The organism is Stenotrophomonas sp. 109824_Sma, assembly GCF_056480025.1.
The window spans coordinates 739,425-754,997 of record NZ_CM151078.1 but is presented as its reverse complement, the minus strand read 5'-3'; the positions used below and the strand labels follow the sequence as shown (position 1 = coordinate 754,997).

Annotated in this window: 13 protein-coding genes, 1 other RNA gene and 1 pseudogene; 2 read left to right on the top strand and 13 right to left on the bottom strand. The window is 67.9% G+C overall.

Annotation, left to right across the window (positions count from 1 at the left end; genetic code table 11):
- Positions 1–37: 37 nt before the first annotated feature.
- From ACZK1G_RS03435 to mraZ, 12 genes and pseudogenes are all read right to left on the bottom strand, one after another.
- Positions 38–715, bottom strand: a pseudogene (locus tag ACZK1G_RS03435) (cell division protein FtsQ/DivIB); the annotation flags it as partial.
- Complete coding sequence (locus ACZK1G_RS03430; protein WP_049443147.1) at positions 712–1,674, bottom strand: D-alanine--D-alanine ligase; 963 nt, start codon at positions 1,672–1,674, stop codon at positions 712–714. The pseudogene ACZK1G_RS03435 and the gene ACZK1G_RS03430, both read right to left, overlap by 4 nt.
- Positions 1,671–3,107 carry a UDP-N-acetylmuramate--L-alanine ligase gene (murC, locus tag ACZK1G_RS03425; protein WP_014035986.1) on the bottom strand — a complete coding sequence of 479 codons (1,437 nt, stop codon included), beginning with the start codon at positions 3,105–3,107 and terminating at the stop codon, positions 1,671–1,673. The genes ACZK1G_RS03430 and murC overlap by 4 nt, the downstream gene beginning before the upstream one ends.
- 40 nt (positions 3,108–3,147) lie before the next feature.
- Complete coding sequence (gene murG, locus ACZK1G_RS03420) at positions 3,148–4,236, bottom strand: undecaprenyldiphospho-muramoylpentapeptide beta-N-acetylglucosaminyltransferase (RefSeq protein WP_049443146.1); 1,089 nt, start codon at positions 4,234–4,236, stop codon at positions 3,148–3,150.
- Positions 4,233–5,558 (bottom strand): putative lipid II flippase FtsW, encoded by a 1,326-nt coding sequence (gene ftsW, locus ACZK1G_RS03415; RefSeq protein WP_049443145.1) that lies wholly within the window; start codon positions 5,556–5,558, stop codon positions 4,233–4,235. The genes murG and ftsW overlap by 4 nt, the downstream gene beginning before the upstream one ends.
- 1 nt (position 5,559) lies before the next feature.
- Complete coding sequence (gene mraY, locus ACZK1G_RS03410) at positions 5,560–6,645, bottom strand: phospho-N-acetylmuramoyl-pentapeptide-transferase (protein WP_010481929.1); 1,086 nt, start codon at positions 6,643–6,645, stop codon at positions 5,560–5,562.
- On the bottom strand, positions 6,635–8,029 hold the full coding sequence (locus ACZK1G_RS03405; protein ID WP_101764934.1) for a UDP-N-acetylmuramoyl-tripeptide--D-alanyl-D-alanine ligase: 1,395 nt from the start codon (positions 8,027–8,029) through the stop codon (positions 6,635–6,637). The genes mraY and ACZK1G_RS03405 overlap by 11 nt, the downstream gene beginning before the upstream one ends.
- Positions 8,026–9,534: a UDP-N-acetylmuramoyl-L-alanyl-D-glutamate--2,6-diaminopimelate ligase gene (locus ACZK1G_RS03400; RefSeq protein ID WP_101764933.1), complete on the bottom strand. Its 1,509-nt coding sequence runs from the start codon at positions 9,532–9,534 to the stop codon at positions 8,026–8,028. Before ACZK1G_RS03400 ends, ACZK1G_RS03405 begins: the two co-directional genes overlap by 4 nt.
- The gene (locus tag ACZK1G_RS03395; RefSeq protein ID WP_014035981.1) at positions 9,531–11,375 is read right to left on the bottom strand and encodes a peptidoglycan D,D-transpeptidase FtsI family protein; all 1,845 of its coding nucleotides are present in this window, start codon (positions 11,373–11,375) and stop codon (positions 9,531–9,533) included. The genes ACZK1G_RS03400 and ACZK1G_RS03395 overlap by 4 nt, the downstream gene beginning before the upstream one ends.
- Positions 11,372–11,635, bottom strand: a complete 264-nt coding sequence (gene ftsL / locus ACZK1G_RS03390) for a cell division protein FtsL (protein ID WP_014035980.1) — start codon at positions 11,633–11,635, stop codon at positions 11,372–11,374. The genes ACZK1G_RS03395 and ftsL overlap by 4 nt, the downstream gene beginning before the upstream one ends.
- On the bottom strand, positions 11,632–12,600 hold the full coding sequence (gene rsmH, locus ACZK1G_RS03385) for a 16S rRNA (cytosine(1402)-N(4))-methyltransferase RsmH (protein WP_075675368.1): 969 nt from the start codon (positions 12,598–12,600) through the stop codon (positions 11,632–11,634). The genes ftsL and rsmH overlap by 4 nt, the downstream gene beginning before the upstream one ends.
- A gap of 14 nt (positions 12,601–12,614) precedes the next feature.
- Positions 12,615–13,061 (bottom strand): division/cell wall cluster transcriptional repressor MraZ, encoded by a 447-nt coding sequence (gene mraZ, locus ACZK1G_RS03380; protein WP_004143635.1) that lies wholly within the window; start codon positions 13,059–13,061, stop codon positions 12,615–12,617.
- Positions 13,062–13,385: 324 nt separating this feature from the next.
- Between mraZ and ACZK1G_RS03375 the strand changes: the two genes are divergently transcribed.
- Together ACZK1G_RS03375 and ACZK1G_RS03370 are read left to right on the top strand one after the other, a co-directional pair.
- Complete coding sequence (locus ACZK1G_RS03375; RefSeq protein ID WP_119007429.1) at positions 13,386–14,174, top strand: NRDE family protein; 789 nt, start codon at positions 13,386–13,388, stop codon at positions 14,172–14,174.
- A gap of 358 nt (positions 14,175–14,532) precedes the next feature.
- Positions 14,533–15,012 carry a DM13 domain-containing protein gene (locus ACZK1G_RS03370; protein ID WP_049443140.1) on the top strand — a complete coding sequence of 160 codons (480 nt, stop codon included), beginning with the start codon at positions 14,533–14,535 and terminating at the stop codon, positions 15,010–15,012.
- A gap of 88 nt (positions 15,013–15,100) precedes the next feature.
- Here ACZK1G_RS03370 and rnpB read toward each other — a convergent pair.
- Positions 15,101–15,452: RNase P RNA component class A (rnpB, locus tag ACZK1G_RS03365), an RNA gene on the bottom strand.
- Positions 15,453–15,573: the final 121 nt, after the last annotated feature.

The window sequence follows — 15,573 nt, the reverse complement described above, 5'->3', positions numbered from 1 at the left end:
CCGGCGTTTTCGCCGGCGTGGCCGGGGTACCCCAGCTCAGCGTGAAACCATTGGTGTAACGGAGGTCGGCGCGCTCGATCGGCGCGTCCTGACGGTTGAGCTGCGGCAGTACCTTGACGAAGCGCTGCATGCGCGAGCGCGCGTCGTCACGGCCGACCACCACTTCGGTGCCGTTGCTCAGCACCAGCGACCAGCTGCCGCGTGCATCCATCGTCACCCGGCGCACATCGACGCCGGCCGGTGCGAACAATGCACGCGAGTCGCTGTACAGCTTCATCACTTCTTCGGTCTGGCTGTCCGGGCCATCCAGTTCGGGCAATGCCAGGTCGGACAGTTTCTTCGGCGTGGGGAACAGCTTGCCCTGCTCGGACACCAGGCGGTCGGTACCCCAGCGTGCGAATGGCTTGTGCTCGACCAGGGTCACTTCCAGCACGTCCGGCCACTGCTTGCGGACCTGCGCGCTTTCCACCCACGGCAGCTTTTCCAGGGCGTCCTGCGCGTCCTGCAGCTTGACCGCGAAGAAACCGGCGCGCGCATACGGCAGCAGCACCTGCTGCAGCTGTTCGGCCGGCACCCGCTTGAACTCACCATGCACGCGCAGCTTCGCCAGCGGCCAGCGCTCGGCGCCGACCCAGCCATTGACCACGGCCACCACCGGCAGTGCAACCACCGACAGCGCCAACAGCCAGACGAAGATGCGCAGCACTGCGTTCATGCGTGCGAGGCCTCCAGGGTCTGTTCCAGCACGCGCCACACCAGTTCCTCGAAACCGATGCCGGCCTGGCGGGCCGCCTTGGGCACCAGCGAATGGCTGGTCATGCCCGGCGCGGTGTTCACTTCCAGCAGGAAGAAACGGCCGCTGGCACGATCACGCATCACGTCCACGCGGCCCCAGCCACGGCAGCCAGCAGCGCGGAACGCGGCCAGCGCGATGCAGCGGATCTCTTCTTCGTCGTCACCGTCCAGGCCCGGGCACAGGTACTGGGTGTCCTCGGCGATGTACTTGGCGTTGTAGTCGTACCACTGGCCCTTGGGCACGATGCGGATCGACGGCAGTGCGACGTCGCCGAGGATGGCCACGGTCAGTTCGTCGCCGACCACCATCTGCTCCATCAGCAGCTGGCCGTCGTAGCGCGCGGCCAGGGCCACCGCTTCATCCAGGCCGGCGTCATCGGTGACCCGGCTGATGCCCACGCTGGAGCCTTCGTTGGCCGGCTTCACCACCACCGGCAGACCGAGTTCGGCGGCATTGGCGTGCACGTCTTCTGCAGTGACCTTGCGGTACTGCGGGGTCGGCAGGCCCAGCGACAACCACACCTGCTTGGTGCGGATCTTGTCCATGCTCAGCGCAGAACCCAGCACGTCAGAGCCGGTGTACGGAACGCCGAAGGCGTCCATCAGGCCCTGCACGATGCCGTCCTCACCGCCACCGTTGTGGCCGTGCAGGATGTTGAACACGCGGTCGATGCCACCGGCGGCGAGCGCCGTGGCCAGCGCCGGGATGCCATCCACCGCGAACGCATCGACGCCACGCGACTGCAGGGCTTCGAGCACGTTGCGGCCGGAGTCCAGCGACACCTCGCGTTCGCTGGAACTGCCGCCCAGCAGCACGGCGACGCGGCCGAACCCGGCCGGGTCGGTCACGCGCAGCGGCGGGAAGGTCAGCGTGCTCACGCCTGGCCCTCCCCCTTGAAACCTTCCACCGCGATATGGGTGGCCACGGCACCGATGTCGCCGGCGCCCATCATCAGCAGCAGGTCACCGTCCTGCAGCACGTCCGGCAGCACGCTGGCCAGCTCGGCGGCCTTGCCCACCACCACCGGCTCGCTGCGGCCGCGCGCACGGATGGCACGGGCCAGCGCGTGCGAGTCGGCGCCAGCAATCGGTTCTTCGCCGGCCGGGTAGACCTCGCTCAGCACCAGCGCATCAACGCTCGACAGCACCGCGGCGAACTTGTCGAACTGGTCGCGGGTACGGCTGTAGCGGTGCGGCTGGAAGGCCACCACCAGGCGCTTGTCAGCCCAGCCGCCACGGGCGGCGGCGAACACCGCCTCCAGCTCGCTCGGGTGATGGCCGTAGTCGTCGATGATGCGGACCTTGGCACCGCTGGCGGTGGTCACCTCGCCCAGATCGTTGAAGCGACGGCCGACACCGGCGAAGCCCTCCAGCGCGCGTGCGATCGCGTCCGGTGCCACGCCCAGCTGCCAGCCCACCGCAGCGGCGGCCAGCGCGTTGAGTACGTTGTGCTTGCCCGGCAGCGCCAGCACCACTTCCTGGCTGGTGCCCTGCGGCAGGCGCAGGGTGAAGCGCATGCGCGACCCTTCCTGCACCACGTTCTCGGCGCGCACGTCGGCCTGCGGGCTCATGCCGTAGCTCATCACGTGGCGCGGGGTCTTGGCAGCCAGTGCCGCCACTTCCGGATCGTCGATGCACAGCACCGCCAGGCCGTAGAACGGCAGGCGCTGCAGGAACTCGGCGAACGCCGCCTGCACGCGGGCGAAGTCGTTGCCGTAGTTCTCCAGATGATCCGCATCAATGTTCGTGATGATCGACATCAGCGGGTTCAGGCGCAGGAAGCTGCCATCGCTTTCATCGGCCTCGGCCACCAGCCACTGCCCGCCACCCAGCTTGGCGTTGGCACCGGCGGCCAGCAGCTGGCCGCCGATCACGAAGGTCGGGTCCAGGCCACCTTCGCTCAGCACCGCAGCGGTGAGGCTGGTGGTGGTGGTCTTGCCATGGGTACCAGCCACGGCGATGCCGCGGCGGAAGCGCATCAGTTCGGCCAGCATCGCCGCACGCGGCATGATCGGAATGCGCTGGCTGCGCGCTTCCATCAGTTCCGGGTTGTCTTCGCGGATGGCGCTGGAGACCACCACGCAGTCGGTGCCCAGCACGTTGGCCGCGGAGTGGCCGCGCATGATGCGCGCACCCAGGCTGGCCAGGCGGCGGGTCGCCACGTTGTCGGCGTTGTCCGAGCCGGACACTTCATAGCCCAGCGTCAGCATCACTTCGGCGATACCGCTCATGCCGGTGCCGCCGATGCCGACGAAATGCACGCGCGGGAACGCGCGCACCAGGTCGTTGGTGTCGTGCAGGCGACGGATCATGCGCGGCCTCGCGCAGGGCAGGCGCGGTGGCATGCCTTCTTCATACAGCTTCCTCGAGAATGATATCGGCGATGCGCTCGGCGGCATCGACCTTGGCCAGGGCACGCGCGGCTTGCGCCATCTGCATGCGGCGGGCGGGATTTTCGGACAGATCGCGCAGCAGTGCGGCAATGCCGTCGGCCAGCGTTCCGTCCTGCTTCAGCAAAACCGCCGCGCCGCGCTCGACCAGGTACTCCGCGTTGCGGGTCTGGTGATCGTCGACGGCGGCGGGGAATGGCACCAGCACGCTGCCGACACCGACCGCGCACAGCTCGGCCAGCGTGGATGCGCCGGAGCGGCATACGACCAGGTCGGCCCAGGCAAAGGCCTCGGCCATGTCGGCGATGAACGGGGTGATTTCAGCCTGCACGCCGGCCTTGGCGTAAGCCTCGACCGCTTCGGCATGCATCTTCTCGCCGCTCTGGTGGCGCACCTGCACCGGCACGCCGGCGCCCAGCGCGGCAATCGCCTGCGGCACGCCGGTATTGAGGGCACGCGCGCCCTGGCTGCCGCCCACCACCAGCACACGCAGCGGGCCTTGGCGGTCGGCGAAGCGCTGTTCCGGCGGGGCAATGGCAGCGATTTCCGCGCGCACCGGGTTGCCGACGAATTCCTCGCGCTTGGCGAAGGTGCCCGGGAAACCGGTCAGCAGGCGACGCGCATAGCGCGACAGGATGCGGTTGGTCAGGCCCGGTGCACGGTTCTGCTCATGCACGATCAGCGGCAGGCCATGCAGGCGCGTGGCCATGCCACCGGGGCCGGAGGCGAAGCCACCGAAGGCGACCACCGCGCGCGGCTGGCGCTGGCGGATGATCAGGCCGGCGGCGCGCAGCGCGCGCATCAGCCGCCACGGTGCAGCCAGCAGGGCCAGCTTGCCCTTGCCGCGCAGGCCGGTGATGGCCAGCGTGTCGATGGCGATGTCGTGCTGCGGCACCAGGCGGGTTTCCATCGCACCGTCGGCGCCCATCCAGGTCACCGGCACGCCGCGCTCGCGCAGCACGCGGGCCACGGCCAGGCCGGGGAAGATGTGACCGCCGGTACCACCGGCCAGGATCATCACCGGACGCCCACTCTCGGTGGCTGCAGTCATGACAGCCTCCCGAAGGTGGGTTCGATGCGCGACTGCAGGCGGCTGGTGCCGCGTGCGGCGTTCGCTGCAGCTGACGCGGAGGCGACCGGCTCGGCACTCATCGGCACGCTGGCGGCCACCGGTGCGGCGGGCTCGTCCATCGGCTCGGCAGCGGCGTCTTCGGCGCCACCGATGCGCACGGCCTGGCGGCGCTCGGCGCGCTTGAGTTCATACGACACGCGCAGCAGCAGGCCCATCGCCACGCAGGTCATCAGCACCGACGAACCGCCGGAGGAGATCAGCGGCAGGGTCAGCCCCTTGGTCGGCAGGATGCCCAGGTTCACGCCGATCGAGACGAAGGTCTGCATGCTGATCCACAGGCCGATGCCGAAGGCGATGTAGCCGGAGAAGTGGCGCTTCATTTCCACGCAGCGCATGCCCAGCCAGAAGGTGCGGCCAACCAGCAGCGCGTACAGCGCCACGATCACGCAGGTACCCAGGAAGCCGAATTCCTCGGCGGTGACCGAGAAGATGAAGTCGGTATGCGCTTCGGGCAGGTAGTAGAGCTTCTGCACGGAGTTGCCCAGGCCGACGCCGGTCCATTCGCCACGGCCGACCGCCATCAGCGCGTTGGACAGCTGGTAGCCGTCACCCTGCTGGTCGGCCCACGGGTCCAGGAAGGAGGTGATGCGGCGCATGCGGTACGGCTCGATGATCGCCAGCGCGCTCATCCCGACCAGGCCGATGATCACCGGCATCGACATGCGCGGCATGTTCACCCCACCCAGCACCAGCATGCCGGCAGTGATCGCCAGCAGCAGGGTCGAGGAACCGAAGTCCGGCTGCAGCAGCAGCAGCACCACCAGCGCACCGGCCACGCCCAGCGGCTTGAGCATCGCCGGCCAGGTCGCATTGACCTCGTCGCGGAAGCGCACCAGGTAGCTGGACAGCCAGACGATGTAGAGCACCTTCACCGCTTCGACCGTCTGGAACTTGGAGATGCCCAGGTTGATCCAGCGGCGCGCACCGTTGACGGTGCTGCCCAGGCCCGGCGTGAACACCGCCAGCAGCAGCACGAAGCAGCCCAGCAGCAGCATCTGGTTGTACTGCTCGATCGACTTCAGCTCGGTGCGGGCGGCAATGACCGCCAGCACGATGCCCACCGCCAGGAAGATCAGGTGGCGGTTGAGGTAGTAGAACGGGCTGCTCATCAGTGCGATCGAGCTGGACGCCACCATCACCACGCCGACACCGGTGAGCGCGATGATCGCGCCCAGCAGCCACTTGTCGTAGCTGCCTTCGATGGCTTCAAGGCGTGTTGCCTGGCGGGACAGGTCGTTCATCTCAGCGCACCTTCAACGTGGCCAGGCCGATCAGCACGAGCACGACGGAGATGATCCAGAAGCGCACGATCACGCGCGGCTCCGGCCAGCCCTTCAGTTCGAAATGGTGGTGGATCGGCGCCATGCGGAACACGCGCTTGCCGGTCAGCTTGAACGAAGCGACCTGGATCATCACCGACAGCGTTTCGATGACGAACACGCCGCCCATGATCACCAGCACCAGCTCCTGGCGGGTGATCACCGCGATCGTGCCCAGCACCGCGCCCAGCGCCAGCGCGCCGATGTCGCCCATGAAGACCATGGCCGGATAGGTGTTGAACCACAGGAAGCCCAGGCCCGCACCGGCGATGGCCGCGCAGATGATGACCAGCTCGCCGGCGCCCGGGATCTGCGGGATCTGCAGGTAGTTGGCGAACACCACGTTGCCCGAGGCGTAGGCGAACACGCCCAGCGCGCAGGCCACCAGCACGGTCGGCATGATCGCCAGGCCGTCCAGGCCGTCGGTGAGGTTCACCGCGTTGGAGAAGCCGACGATCCAGAAGTAGGCGATGGCCACGAAGCCGATGCCGGCCAGCGGCAGCGCGATCGACTTGAACATCGGGATGTAGAAGGTCAGCGCTGCCGGCACGTCGGCCGTGTAGAACAGGAACAGGCCCGCAGCCAGGCCGAAGATCGACTGCAGCAGGTACTTCCAGCGCGACTTCAGGCCATTCGGGTCACGGCGGACGATCTTGATCCAGTCGTCATACCAGCCGATGGCGCCGAAGCACAGCATCACCGCCAGCACCAGCCACACGTAGCGGTTGCGCAGGTCGGCCCACATCAGCACCGACAGGGTGATGGTGAGCAGGATCAGCGAACCGCCCATGGTCGGCGTGCCGGCCTTGGAGAAATGGGTCTGCGGACCGTCCTTGCGGATCGGCTGGCCGCCCTTGAACTGGGCAAGCTTGCGGATCATCGCCGGGCCGAGCCACAGCGACAGGAACAGGGCCGTCAACGCGGCAAGGATGGCGCGGAACGTCTGGTAGTTGAACAGCCCGAACAGGCTCTCCAACTGCTGCAACCATCGAGCCAGTTCATACAACATGCGGGGATTCCTCTCCTTGCGCCAGCAGCGCTTTGACAATCGTGTCCATGGCGCTGCCACGGGACCCCTTGACCAGGCAGCGCACGCCAGCGTGCAGCTCGTCCTTCAGCGCCTGCGACAGCGCGTCATGGGTAGCGAAATGACGACCGCCGTCGCCGAAGGCGGCAGCAGCAGCGGCGCTGAGCGGACCCAGCGCATACAGGCGCTTCAGGCCAGCGGCACGTGCGCGCAGGCCGGCCTGCGCGTGCAGCGCCTCGGCATCCGGGCCCAGCTCACGCATGTCGCCCAGCACCAGCCAGCCCTCTTCCGGCGCGGCGGCCAGGGCATCGATGGCGGCGGCCAGCGAGCCCGGGTTGGCGTTGTAGCTGTCGTCCACCAACACCGCGCCGTTGCGCAGTTGATGGGCGATCTGGCGACCCGGCACCGGCTGCGCTTCGGCCAGGCCAGTGGCAATCAACGCCAGATCGATACCGGCGGCCAGCGCCAGGCTGGCGGCGGCCAACGCGTTGCTGACGTTGTGGCGACCCGGCAGGCCCAGCACCACGCGGGCTTCGCCGGTCGGTGCGACCAGGGTGAACTGGCTGCCCTGCGCACCGGCGCGGATGTCGCGCGCGGTCACGTCCGCCGAGTGTTCCAGGCCGTAGCGCAGCACGCGGCAGCGCGCCGGGGTGCTGATGAAATGCTGTTCGAACCAGCGGCCATAGGCATCGTCAGCGTTGATCACCGCCACGCCATCGGCCGGCAGCGCGGCATAGATCGCGCCCTTGGTCACCGCCACGCCGAGCAGGCTGCCCATCCGCTCCAGGTGGGCGGGGGCGATGTTGTTGACCAGCGCATAGCGCGGGCGGGCGATGTCGGTCAGGTAGGCAATGTCGCCCGGCTTGCCGGCGCCCATCTCGTAGACGGCGTAGTCGGCATCTTCCGGGGCATCGATCACCGCCAGCGGCAGGCCGATCTCGTTGTTGCGGTTGCCCGGGTTGGCGTAGACCACCTTGTGCGCGTGCTGCGCCACCTGCTGCAGGATCGACAGCAGAAGGCTCTTCACGCTGGTCTTGCCATTGCTGCCGGTGATCGCGAACACCTCGGTATCGCGGTCGCGCTGCATGCCGGTGGCGATCTTCGCCAATGCCAGTTCGCTGTCGGCCACCAGCACCTGCGGCAGGTCGATCGGCAGCAGGCGCTCGACCAGCAGCGCACTGGCACCACGCGCCTGCGCGTCGGCAGCGAAGTCATGGCCGTCGAAACGCTCGCCGCGCAGCGCCACATACAGGCTGCCCGGGCCCAGGTTGCGGGTGTCATTGCTGACCGCATCGATGGCCACGTCGTCGCCATGGATCTCGCCGCCGGCCCAGTGTGCGATCAGCGAAAGCAGGGTGCGCTTCATGCGATGCCCTCCCCGGCCTGCGCAGCCAACACGCCAGCCTTGGCAGCCAACGCAGCGGCAGCCACTTCGGTGTCGTCGAAGTCATGACGAACGCCATTCACTTCCTGGTACGGCTCGTGGCCCTTGCCGGCGATCAGGATGATGTCGCCCGCGCCGGCACGCTTCACCGCCAGGCCGATCGCGCGCGCGCGGCTGCGCTGCACGGTCACGGCATCGGCGTTCTGGAAGCCGGCCAGGATGTCGGCGACGATCACATCGCCATCCTCGCCACGCGGGTTGTCGTCGGTGACGATGACCTGGTTGGCCAGGCGCTCGGCAATCGCCGCCATCTGCGGGCGCTTGCCGGTATCGCGCTCGCCACCGCAGCCGAACACGCAGAACAGCGCACCGTGCAGGTGGCCATGCAGGCTGTCCAGTGACTGTTCCAAGGCGTCCGGGGTATGCGCGTAGTCGACCACCACGGTCGGCAGGCCGTCTTCGCCGCCCAAGCGGTTCATGCGGCCACGGATCGGCTGCAGCGCCGACAGCACGTCGGCGATGCGCGGCAGCGGCTGGCCCTGCGCATGCAGGGTTCCCGCCACGGCCAGCAGGTTGTCCACGTTGAAGCGGCCCAGCAGCGGCGACTGCACCGCCGCACGCTGGCCGTCGATGACCAGCTCGAAGGCGATGCCACGGCCGTCCAGCTGCAGCGCCTCGGCGCGCACGCTGGCGTCGCTGGCACCGCGCGAGCTCAGGCCGATCGGCTGCACGCCGGCCGGCAGGCCAGCGAACAGCTGGCGACCGAAGGCGTCGTCAAGATTGATCACCGCGGCCTTCAGGCCCGGGCGGTGGAACAGCCGCGCCTTGGCCGCGCCGTAGCTGGCCATGTCACCGTGGTAGTCCAGGTGGTCGCGGGTGAGGTTGGTAAACACCGCCACGTCGTAGTGCACGGCATCCACGCGGCCCTGGTCCAGCGCGTGCGAGCTGACTTCCATCGCCACCGCGCGTGCGCCGGCGTCGCGCAGCTGCGCCAGCAGCGCATGCATCTGCAGCACCAGCGGCGTGGTGAAGCCGGTCGGTTCGACCGCGCCATAAAGTCCGGCGCCCAACGTGCCGATACTGCCACTGGGCGTTCCGAGCAGGTGCCAGGCCTGGGCCAGCAGCTGCACGGTGGAGGTCTTGCCGTTGGTGCCGGTCACGCCCACCATCGCCATCGCCCGCGACGGTGCGCCATGGAACTGGTCGGCCATCGCACCCATGCGTGCGCGCAGGCCCGGCACGGCGATCGCATCGCCCGGTGCCGGCAGTTCGGCAGGCGCCGGCGGTTCGAACAGGATGGCGCTGGCACCGGCGGCGCGGGCCTGCTCGACAAAGCCCAGGCCATGCGCGCCGAAACCGGCGATGGCGACGAAGGCATTGCCGGGGCGCACGGCACGGCTGTCCAGCACCAGGCCGGTCAGAACGGGATCGTGCCCTGCCAGGGCCACGTCCGGAAGCAACTGCGAAAGCAACATCGAAGGACTCATTGCGTGCCTCCCGTAGCGGGCGGCGTCTGGGCTTGCGCGCTCGGCAGCGCAGCATCGAATTCGGCAGCGGCATCGACCGGCAGCGCGGCCTCGGCCGGCGGCGCCGGCAGGATCGACGCCGAATGGCCGACCTTGCCCGACTGCTGTGCGGCCAGCCACGACTGCAGGTCGTCCAGCGGCACGTCCATCAGGCGCAGGGTGCCTTCCATCACGTTGTGGTAGACCGGCGCCGACACCAGGCCGCCGTAGAACTTGCCGGCCTGCGGGTCGTTGATGACGATGACGGTGGCGAAACGCGGGTTGGTGGCCGGCACCACGCCAGCAAACAGCGCGTTGTAATGGCCGCGCTCATAACCGCCCGGGCCGGCCTTGCGCGCGGTGCCGGTCTTGCCGGCCACGCGGTAACCCAGCACCGCCGCCTGCTTGGCGCCGCCCTGGGTGACCACCGTTTCCATCATCGCCACCACCTGCCGGGCGACGTTCTCGTCGATGATCTGCTGGCCTTCGTTGCGCTGGCCCTTGACGAAGGTCGGCGCGATCAGGCGGCCGCCGTTGGCCAGCGCCGAGTACGCGGTGGCGATCTGCAGCGGCGTGACCGACAGGCCGTAGCCGTAGGACATGGTGGTCTTGGTGGTGCCCGACCAGCGTGCCGGGCGCATCACCACACCGGCCGATTCACCCGGGAAACCGCTGTGCGGCGCCGAGCCATAGCCGAAGCGGCGCACGCCGTCATAGAAGGTCTGGTCCGGCATCTTCGCCGCGACCTTGGCTGCACCCACGTTCGAGCTGCGGGTGATCACGCCGGTCACGTTCAGCACGCCGTTGTTGCGCGGCACGTCGCGGATGGTGAAGCGGCCCAGGGTCATGTAGCCCGGGTTGGTATCGATGATGGTGTCCTTGGTCACCGCACCGGCCTGCAGCGCGGTGGCGATGGTCAGCGGCTTCATCGTCGAGCCCGGCTCGACCAGGTCGGTCACCGCGCGGTTGCGGCGCGTATCGGGGATCGCGCCGGTCAGCGAATTCGGGTTGTAGGTCGGCAGGTTGACCATGGCCAGGATCTCGCCGGTGGTCACGTCCATGATCACCATCGAGCCGCCGGCTGCCTTGTTGGCCACCAGCGCGTTGCGCAGTTCCTTGAAGGCCAGGTACTGGATGCGGCGGTCGATGCTGAGGGTCAGGTCCTTGCCCGGCTCGGCGGCGCGCAGCAGATCGCTCTCGACCGTCTCGCCCTTGCGGTTGCGGATCACCCGCTTGGCGCCGGCCTTGCCGCGCAGCCATTCGTCGAACGCCAGTTCCAGGCCTTCCTGGCCGCGGTCGTCGATGTTGGTGAAGCCCAGCACGTGCGCCATCGCTTCGCCCTGCGGGTAAAAGCGGCGGAACTCGCGCTGCGCGGCCACGCCCGGGATCTTCAGCGCGACCACCTTCTCTGCCTCATCCGGATTGATCCGGCGGCGCAGGTACATGAATTCCTTGTCCGACTTCTGCGACAGGCGGCTGCTCAGCTCATCCACCGACATGCCGACCGCCTGGGCCAGCTCCGGGATGCGCTCGGGCGAACGCAGCAGGTCCTGCGGGTTGACCCAGATCGAGGCAACCGGCGTGGACACCGCCAGCGGCTCGCCGTTGCGGTCGGTGATCATGCCGCGCGAGGTCTTGATCGGCAGCTCGCGCAGGTAACGGGCCTCGCCCTGGCGCTGGTAGAAATCGCTGTTGATGATCTGCACGTAGGCCGCACGCCCCACCAGCGACACCGAGCACAGGCCAAGCGCCAGCGCGACCCAGCGCAGGCGCTGGCGCAGGTTGAAGGCGTTGCGCGGGCGGTTGCGACCAGTCTTGCTCATGGGCGCACCACGACGATGTCACCGGCCTCGGGGAACTTCATGCCCAGCTTCTCGCGGGCAATGCGGTCCACGCGATTGGCTTCGGCCAGGGTCGCCTGCTCCAGCTGCAGGCGGCCGAATTCGAGGTTGATGTCATCGCGCGTGCGCTCGGCACGCGACAGTTCGATGAACGTCTGCCGATGACGGTGACGCACGAACACGACGCCGATCGCCGAGGCCACGGTGCAGGCCAGCAGGATGATCAGCAGCAGCCGGCTCATGCATCGGCCTCCCGCTTCTGTGCCACGCGCAGCACGGCGCTGCGGGCACGCGGGTTGGCGGCCAGCTCCTCGTCGGTGGCCTTGATGGCGCCCCCGATCAGGTCCAGCGTAGGCACGAACGCAACGGCCTCGGGCAGGCGGCGGTTGGCCGGCGGCGCCTTGGCCAGGCGGTTCATGTACTGCTTGACGATGCGGTCTTCCAGCGAGTGGAAGCTGATCACCGCCAGCCGGCCACCGGGCTTGAGCCGTTCCACCGCCGCATCGAGACCGGCTTCCAGATCGGCCAGCTCGCGGTTGATGTGGATGCGGATGGCCTGGAAGCTGCGCGTGGCCGGGTGGATCTTGTCCTTGCCGCGCGGCATCACCGAGGCGATCAGCTCGGCCAGTTCGGCGGTACGGGTGAACGGCTGCTTCTCGCGGCGGGCCACGATGGCGCGGGCGATGCGCCGGCTCTGGCGCTCTTCGCCGTAGGTCCACAGCACGTCGGCGATCTCGCGGTCTTCGACGCGGTTGATCCACTGCGCGGCGCTTTCACCGCTGTCCGGATCCATGCGCATGTCCAGCGGGCCGTCCTTGCCGAAGCTGAAGCCACGTTCGGCCACATCCAGCTGCGGCGACGACACGCCAAGGTCGAACAGCACGCCGTCCAGGCCTTCGGCCGTCGCATCCCACTGCAGCAGCTGGGCGAAGCTGCCACGGAAGATGGACACGCGCGGGTCCGGCGCGAAATCGCGCTCGGCAACGGCGATGGCTTCCGGATCCTTGTCCATGACCAGCAGGCGCCCCTCGGGACCGAGCTGGGTGAGCACGCCACGTGCATGACCGCCACGACCGAACGTGCCATCCAGATAACGTCCGTTTTCGATCACCCTCAGGCCTTCAAGGACCTGGGTGTACAGGACCGGCAGGTGCACCGCCGGCGACTGCGACACCGGAAGGTGACCGGCCTGCGCTTCTGGGCGCATCCGGGCACCCCGGCTCACAACTTCAGGTCGAGCAACCCATCACCCAGATCCTCGTCAGACAACGTCTGCTGGATCAGGGCCCGATGCGCCTGCTCGCTCCACAATTCGAACTTGTCGCCCATACCGAGCAATACCGCCTTCTTCTCAATGCCCACCGCACCGCGGTGGCTGGCGGGGATGCTGATGCGACCGTTGCCGTCCAGCTCCAGATGGGCGGCCGAGCCGACCAGCTTCTGCTGCAACAGGCGCACGACGCGCTGGGTGTTGGGCTTGGACATCACATCGTCGCGGACCCGCTCCCATTCCGACTCTGCGTACAGCCACAGGCAGCCGGCTTCGAACGGGTTGTAGGTCAGCACGAGACGGTTGTTGCTGGCGCGCGCGACGAGGTCGCGGTAAGCGGTGGGAACCGCCATGCGCCCTTTGTCGTCAACTGTGATGGCCGTCTCGCCCTGGAACACGACGCCTGCACCTTGTCCTTCGCCCGGTGAAACATTGAACCACGAAAACCCACAAAACACCCGGATTTCCCTCTGATGCCCACCTTAGCAGCGGGCCGAGGGTTGTCAACAACTTTTCAGCAGGGAAATCGCCAGCCGCATCAATGGCTTGCAACAACCTTTAGAGAATTGTTCAAGGCTTATCCACAAGTTGCTGATCCGTCTCAATTTTTGAGATTGAACGGAAGTTCAGGGGCGTGGAGAGGGCGTGAAACATCGGCCGCGCATTCATCCGGAACGGGCCGGAAACGGCGCCAGACTGCGCAAACCGTGCACAATGAAGCCATGTGCCTGCTCGCTCTTGGCTGGATGCACCACCCGCGCTGGCGGCTGGTGATGACCGGCAATCGTGATGAGTTCCACGCCCGCCCGACGGCGGCGCTGGCCCCCTGGCAGGATGAGACGTCCGTCATCGGGGGGCGCGACCTGCGCTCCGGCGGTGGCTGGGCCGGCGTCGGCGCCTCGGGCCGGATGGCGGTGGTCACCAACGTCCGCGACCCGCTGGCGGCCCAGACCGGCCCGTCGCGGGGCGCGCTGGTGGCCGACTTCCTGCGCGGCCGCGACCCGGCCGCCGTGCATATCGACCGCTTGGCGACCGTGGCTGGCGCCTACGCCCCGTTCAACCTGTTGCTGGCCGATAGCGACAGCCTGGAGTACCTGGGCAACCACCCCGCCGAACGGCAGAGCCTCGGCCCGGGCGTGCACGGCATGTCCAACGGCGCGCTGGACGCGCCCTGGCCGAAGACCCGGCGACTGATGGCGGCGCTGTCGGCATGGCTGGAAGAAGACGGGGTCAGATCCCTTTCGCAACGCGAAAGGGATCTGACCCCGGATCTGGCCCCGCTCTGGGCCGCGCTGGCCGACGAACACCGCCCTGCCGACAGCGACCTGCCCGACACCGGCATCGGCCTGGAACGCGAGCGCTGGCTGAGCCCGGCCTTCATCCGCGGCGACGACTACGGCACCCGCGCCAGTACCGTGCTGCTGATCGACGCCAACGGCCACGGCGAGATCCACGAACGCCGCTTCGGCCCACAGGGTGCCCCCAGCGGACAGAGCCGCGTCATTTTCTGACCGGGTAGTGCCGGCCGCTGGCCGGATTCTCTTGCCAGCGGGGTAGTGCCGGCCGCTGGCCGGCAGCCTCTGGATCTTCGGATGCGCCATGAAGCTGCCGCCCAGCGGCCGGCACTACCGGGTATCGCGTTGTCGCGATCCACGCGACGGCAGTCGTCATCGCAGCGGGCCTGAAACGTCATTCAGCTTCCAGCCGCGACCACGATCCGTCCGCGCCACAGGGATTTCAGCATCGCAGCCACCCGACTGTGCCCTTTTCGCAATCGGCACTGTGTCTATAAATGTCGCCCCTGACCTCCCAGGGTGGTGGCGCCCGGCACCCCGCCGCGCGATCGACCGCAACCCCCAAGGAGGCCCCATGCGCCGCATCCTCATCCTGCTCGCCACCCACCTGCTCACCCTCGGCCTTGGCTTCGGCCTGGGCGTCTACCTCCTGCCCGTTCTGATCGCCCCCGACGACCCGCCGGTCGCGCAGGTGCAGGCCGCCATGAACGACGCCACCTACCGCACCACCTTCCGCCGCGACCTCAAAGGCAGCGACGCGGTGCACTGGGCCGAAGGCAAGGTCAGCGTCAGCGCCACCCAGGTCGCCTTCGACGGCAAGATGGGGCCGGGCCCGGACTACAAGGTCTACCTGGTCCGCGATTTCGTCGACAACAAGGCCGACTTCCTGAAGATCAAGGCGCAGGCCCAGCGCATCGGCGAGGTGAAGAGCTTCAACCGCTTCCTGGTGGACGTGCCCGCGAACGTGGACGTGGATGACTACACCACGGTGGTGGTGTGGTGCGAGCGCTTCTCGCAGTTCATTTCCGCCGGGCAGTACCGCACGCCGGGCTGACCAGGGCATGGGGTCGGATCCCTTTCCTCCGGAAAGGGATCCGACCCCGCAATCACGGTAGATCCACGCCATGCGTGGAAGAAGAAAGAGGCGGAGCCGGCCGATAAGCCGGGTTCTGTCGTGGACAGTCATTCCTCTAGGCGTTACGTCACCGCAACGCTCAAGCAACCTACCCGGATCCAACGCGGGCCGCGCCAAAGGATCCCTATTTGGTCTTGCTCCAGGTGGGGTTTGCCGTGCCGGTCTGTTGCCAGACTCGCGGTGCGCTCTTACCGCACCATTTCACCCTTACCGGCCTTCCGAAGAAGACGTAGGCGGTATCTTTCTGTTGCACTTTCCGTCGGCTTGCGCCGCCCAGGCGTTACCTGGCACCTTGCCCTATGGAGCCCGGACTTTCCTCGGCACCCCCGAAGGGATGACGCGACTGTCTGGCCGGCTCCGCCAGCGCGTATTCTAGCGTACGCACGCCTTTCCTGCCGTGCTGATCGCGGCATCCGGTTCATCCATCCATGCATGGCGTGGATCTACCGGTTCCGCTGCTCTGGTGGGTGCGGATTCCGC

What these genes read in the sequence shown, in the direction of transcription:
- murC (WP_014035986.1), bottom strand. Translation starts at nt 3,107, where the DNA reads ATGATCCGTCGCCTGCACGACACCAACGACCTGGTGCGCGCGTTCCCG.
- murG (WP_049443146.1), bottom strand. Translation starts at nt 4,236, where the DNA reads ATGACTGCAGCCACCGAGAGTGGGCGTCCGGTGATGATCCTGGCCGGT.
- ftsW (WP_049443145.1), bottom strand. Translation starts at nt 5,558, where the DNA reads ATGAACGACCTGTCCCGCCAGGCAACACGCCTTGAAGCCATCGAAGGC.
- mraY (WP_010481929.1), bottom strand. Translation starts at nt 6,645, where the DNA reads ATGTTGTATGAACTGGCTCGATGGTTGCAGCAGTTGGAGAGCCTGTTC.
- ACZK1G_RS03405 (WP_101764934.1), bottom strand. Translation starts at nt 8,029, where the DNA reads ATGAAGCGCACCCTGCTTTCGCTGATCGCACACTGGGCCGGCGGCGAG.
- ACZK1G_RS03400 (WP_101764933.1), bottom strand. Translation starts at nt 9,534, where the DNA reads ATGAGTCCTTCGATGTTGCTTTCGCAGTTGCTTCCGGACGTGGCCCTG.
- ACZK1G_RS03395 (WP_014035981.1), bottom strand. Translation starts at nt 11,375, where the DNA reads ATGAGCAAGACTGGTCGCAACCGCCCGCGCAACGCCTTCAACCTGCGC.
- ftsL (WP_014035980.1), bottom strand. Translation starts at nt 11,635, where the DNA reads ATGAGCCGGCTGCTGCTGATCATCCTGCTGGCCTGCACCGTGGCCTCG.
- rsmH (WP_075675368.1), bottom strand. Translation starts at nt 12,600, where the DNA reads ATGCGCCCAGAAGCGCAGGCCGGTCACCTTCCGGTGTCGCAGTCGCCG.
- ACZK1G_RS03375 (WP_119007429.1), top strand. Translation starts at nt 13,386, where the DNA reads ATGTGCCTGCTCGCTCTTGGCTGGATGCACCACCCGCGCTGGCGGCTG.
- ACZK1G_RS03370 (WP_049443140.1), top strand. Translation starts at nt 14,533, where the DNA reads ATGCGCCGCATCCTCATCCTGCTCGCCACCCACCTGCTCACCCTCGGC.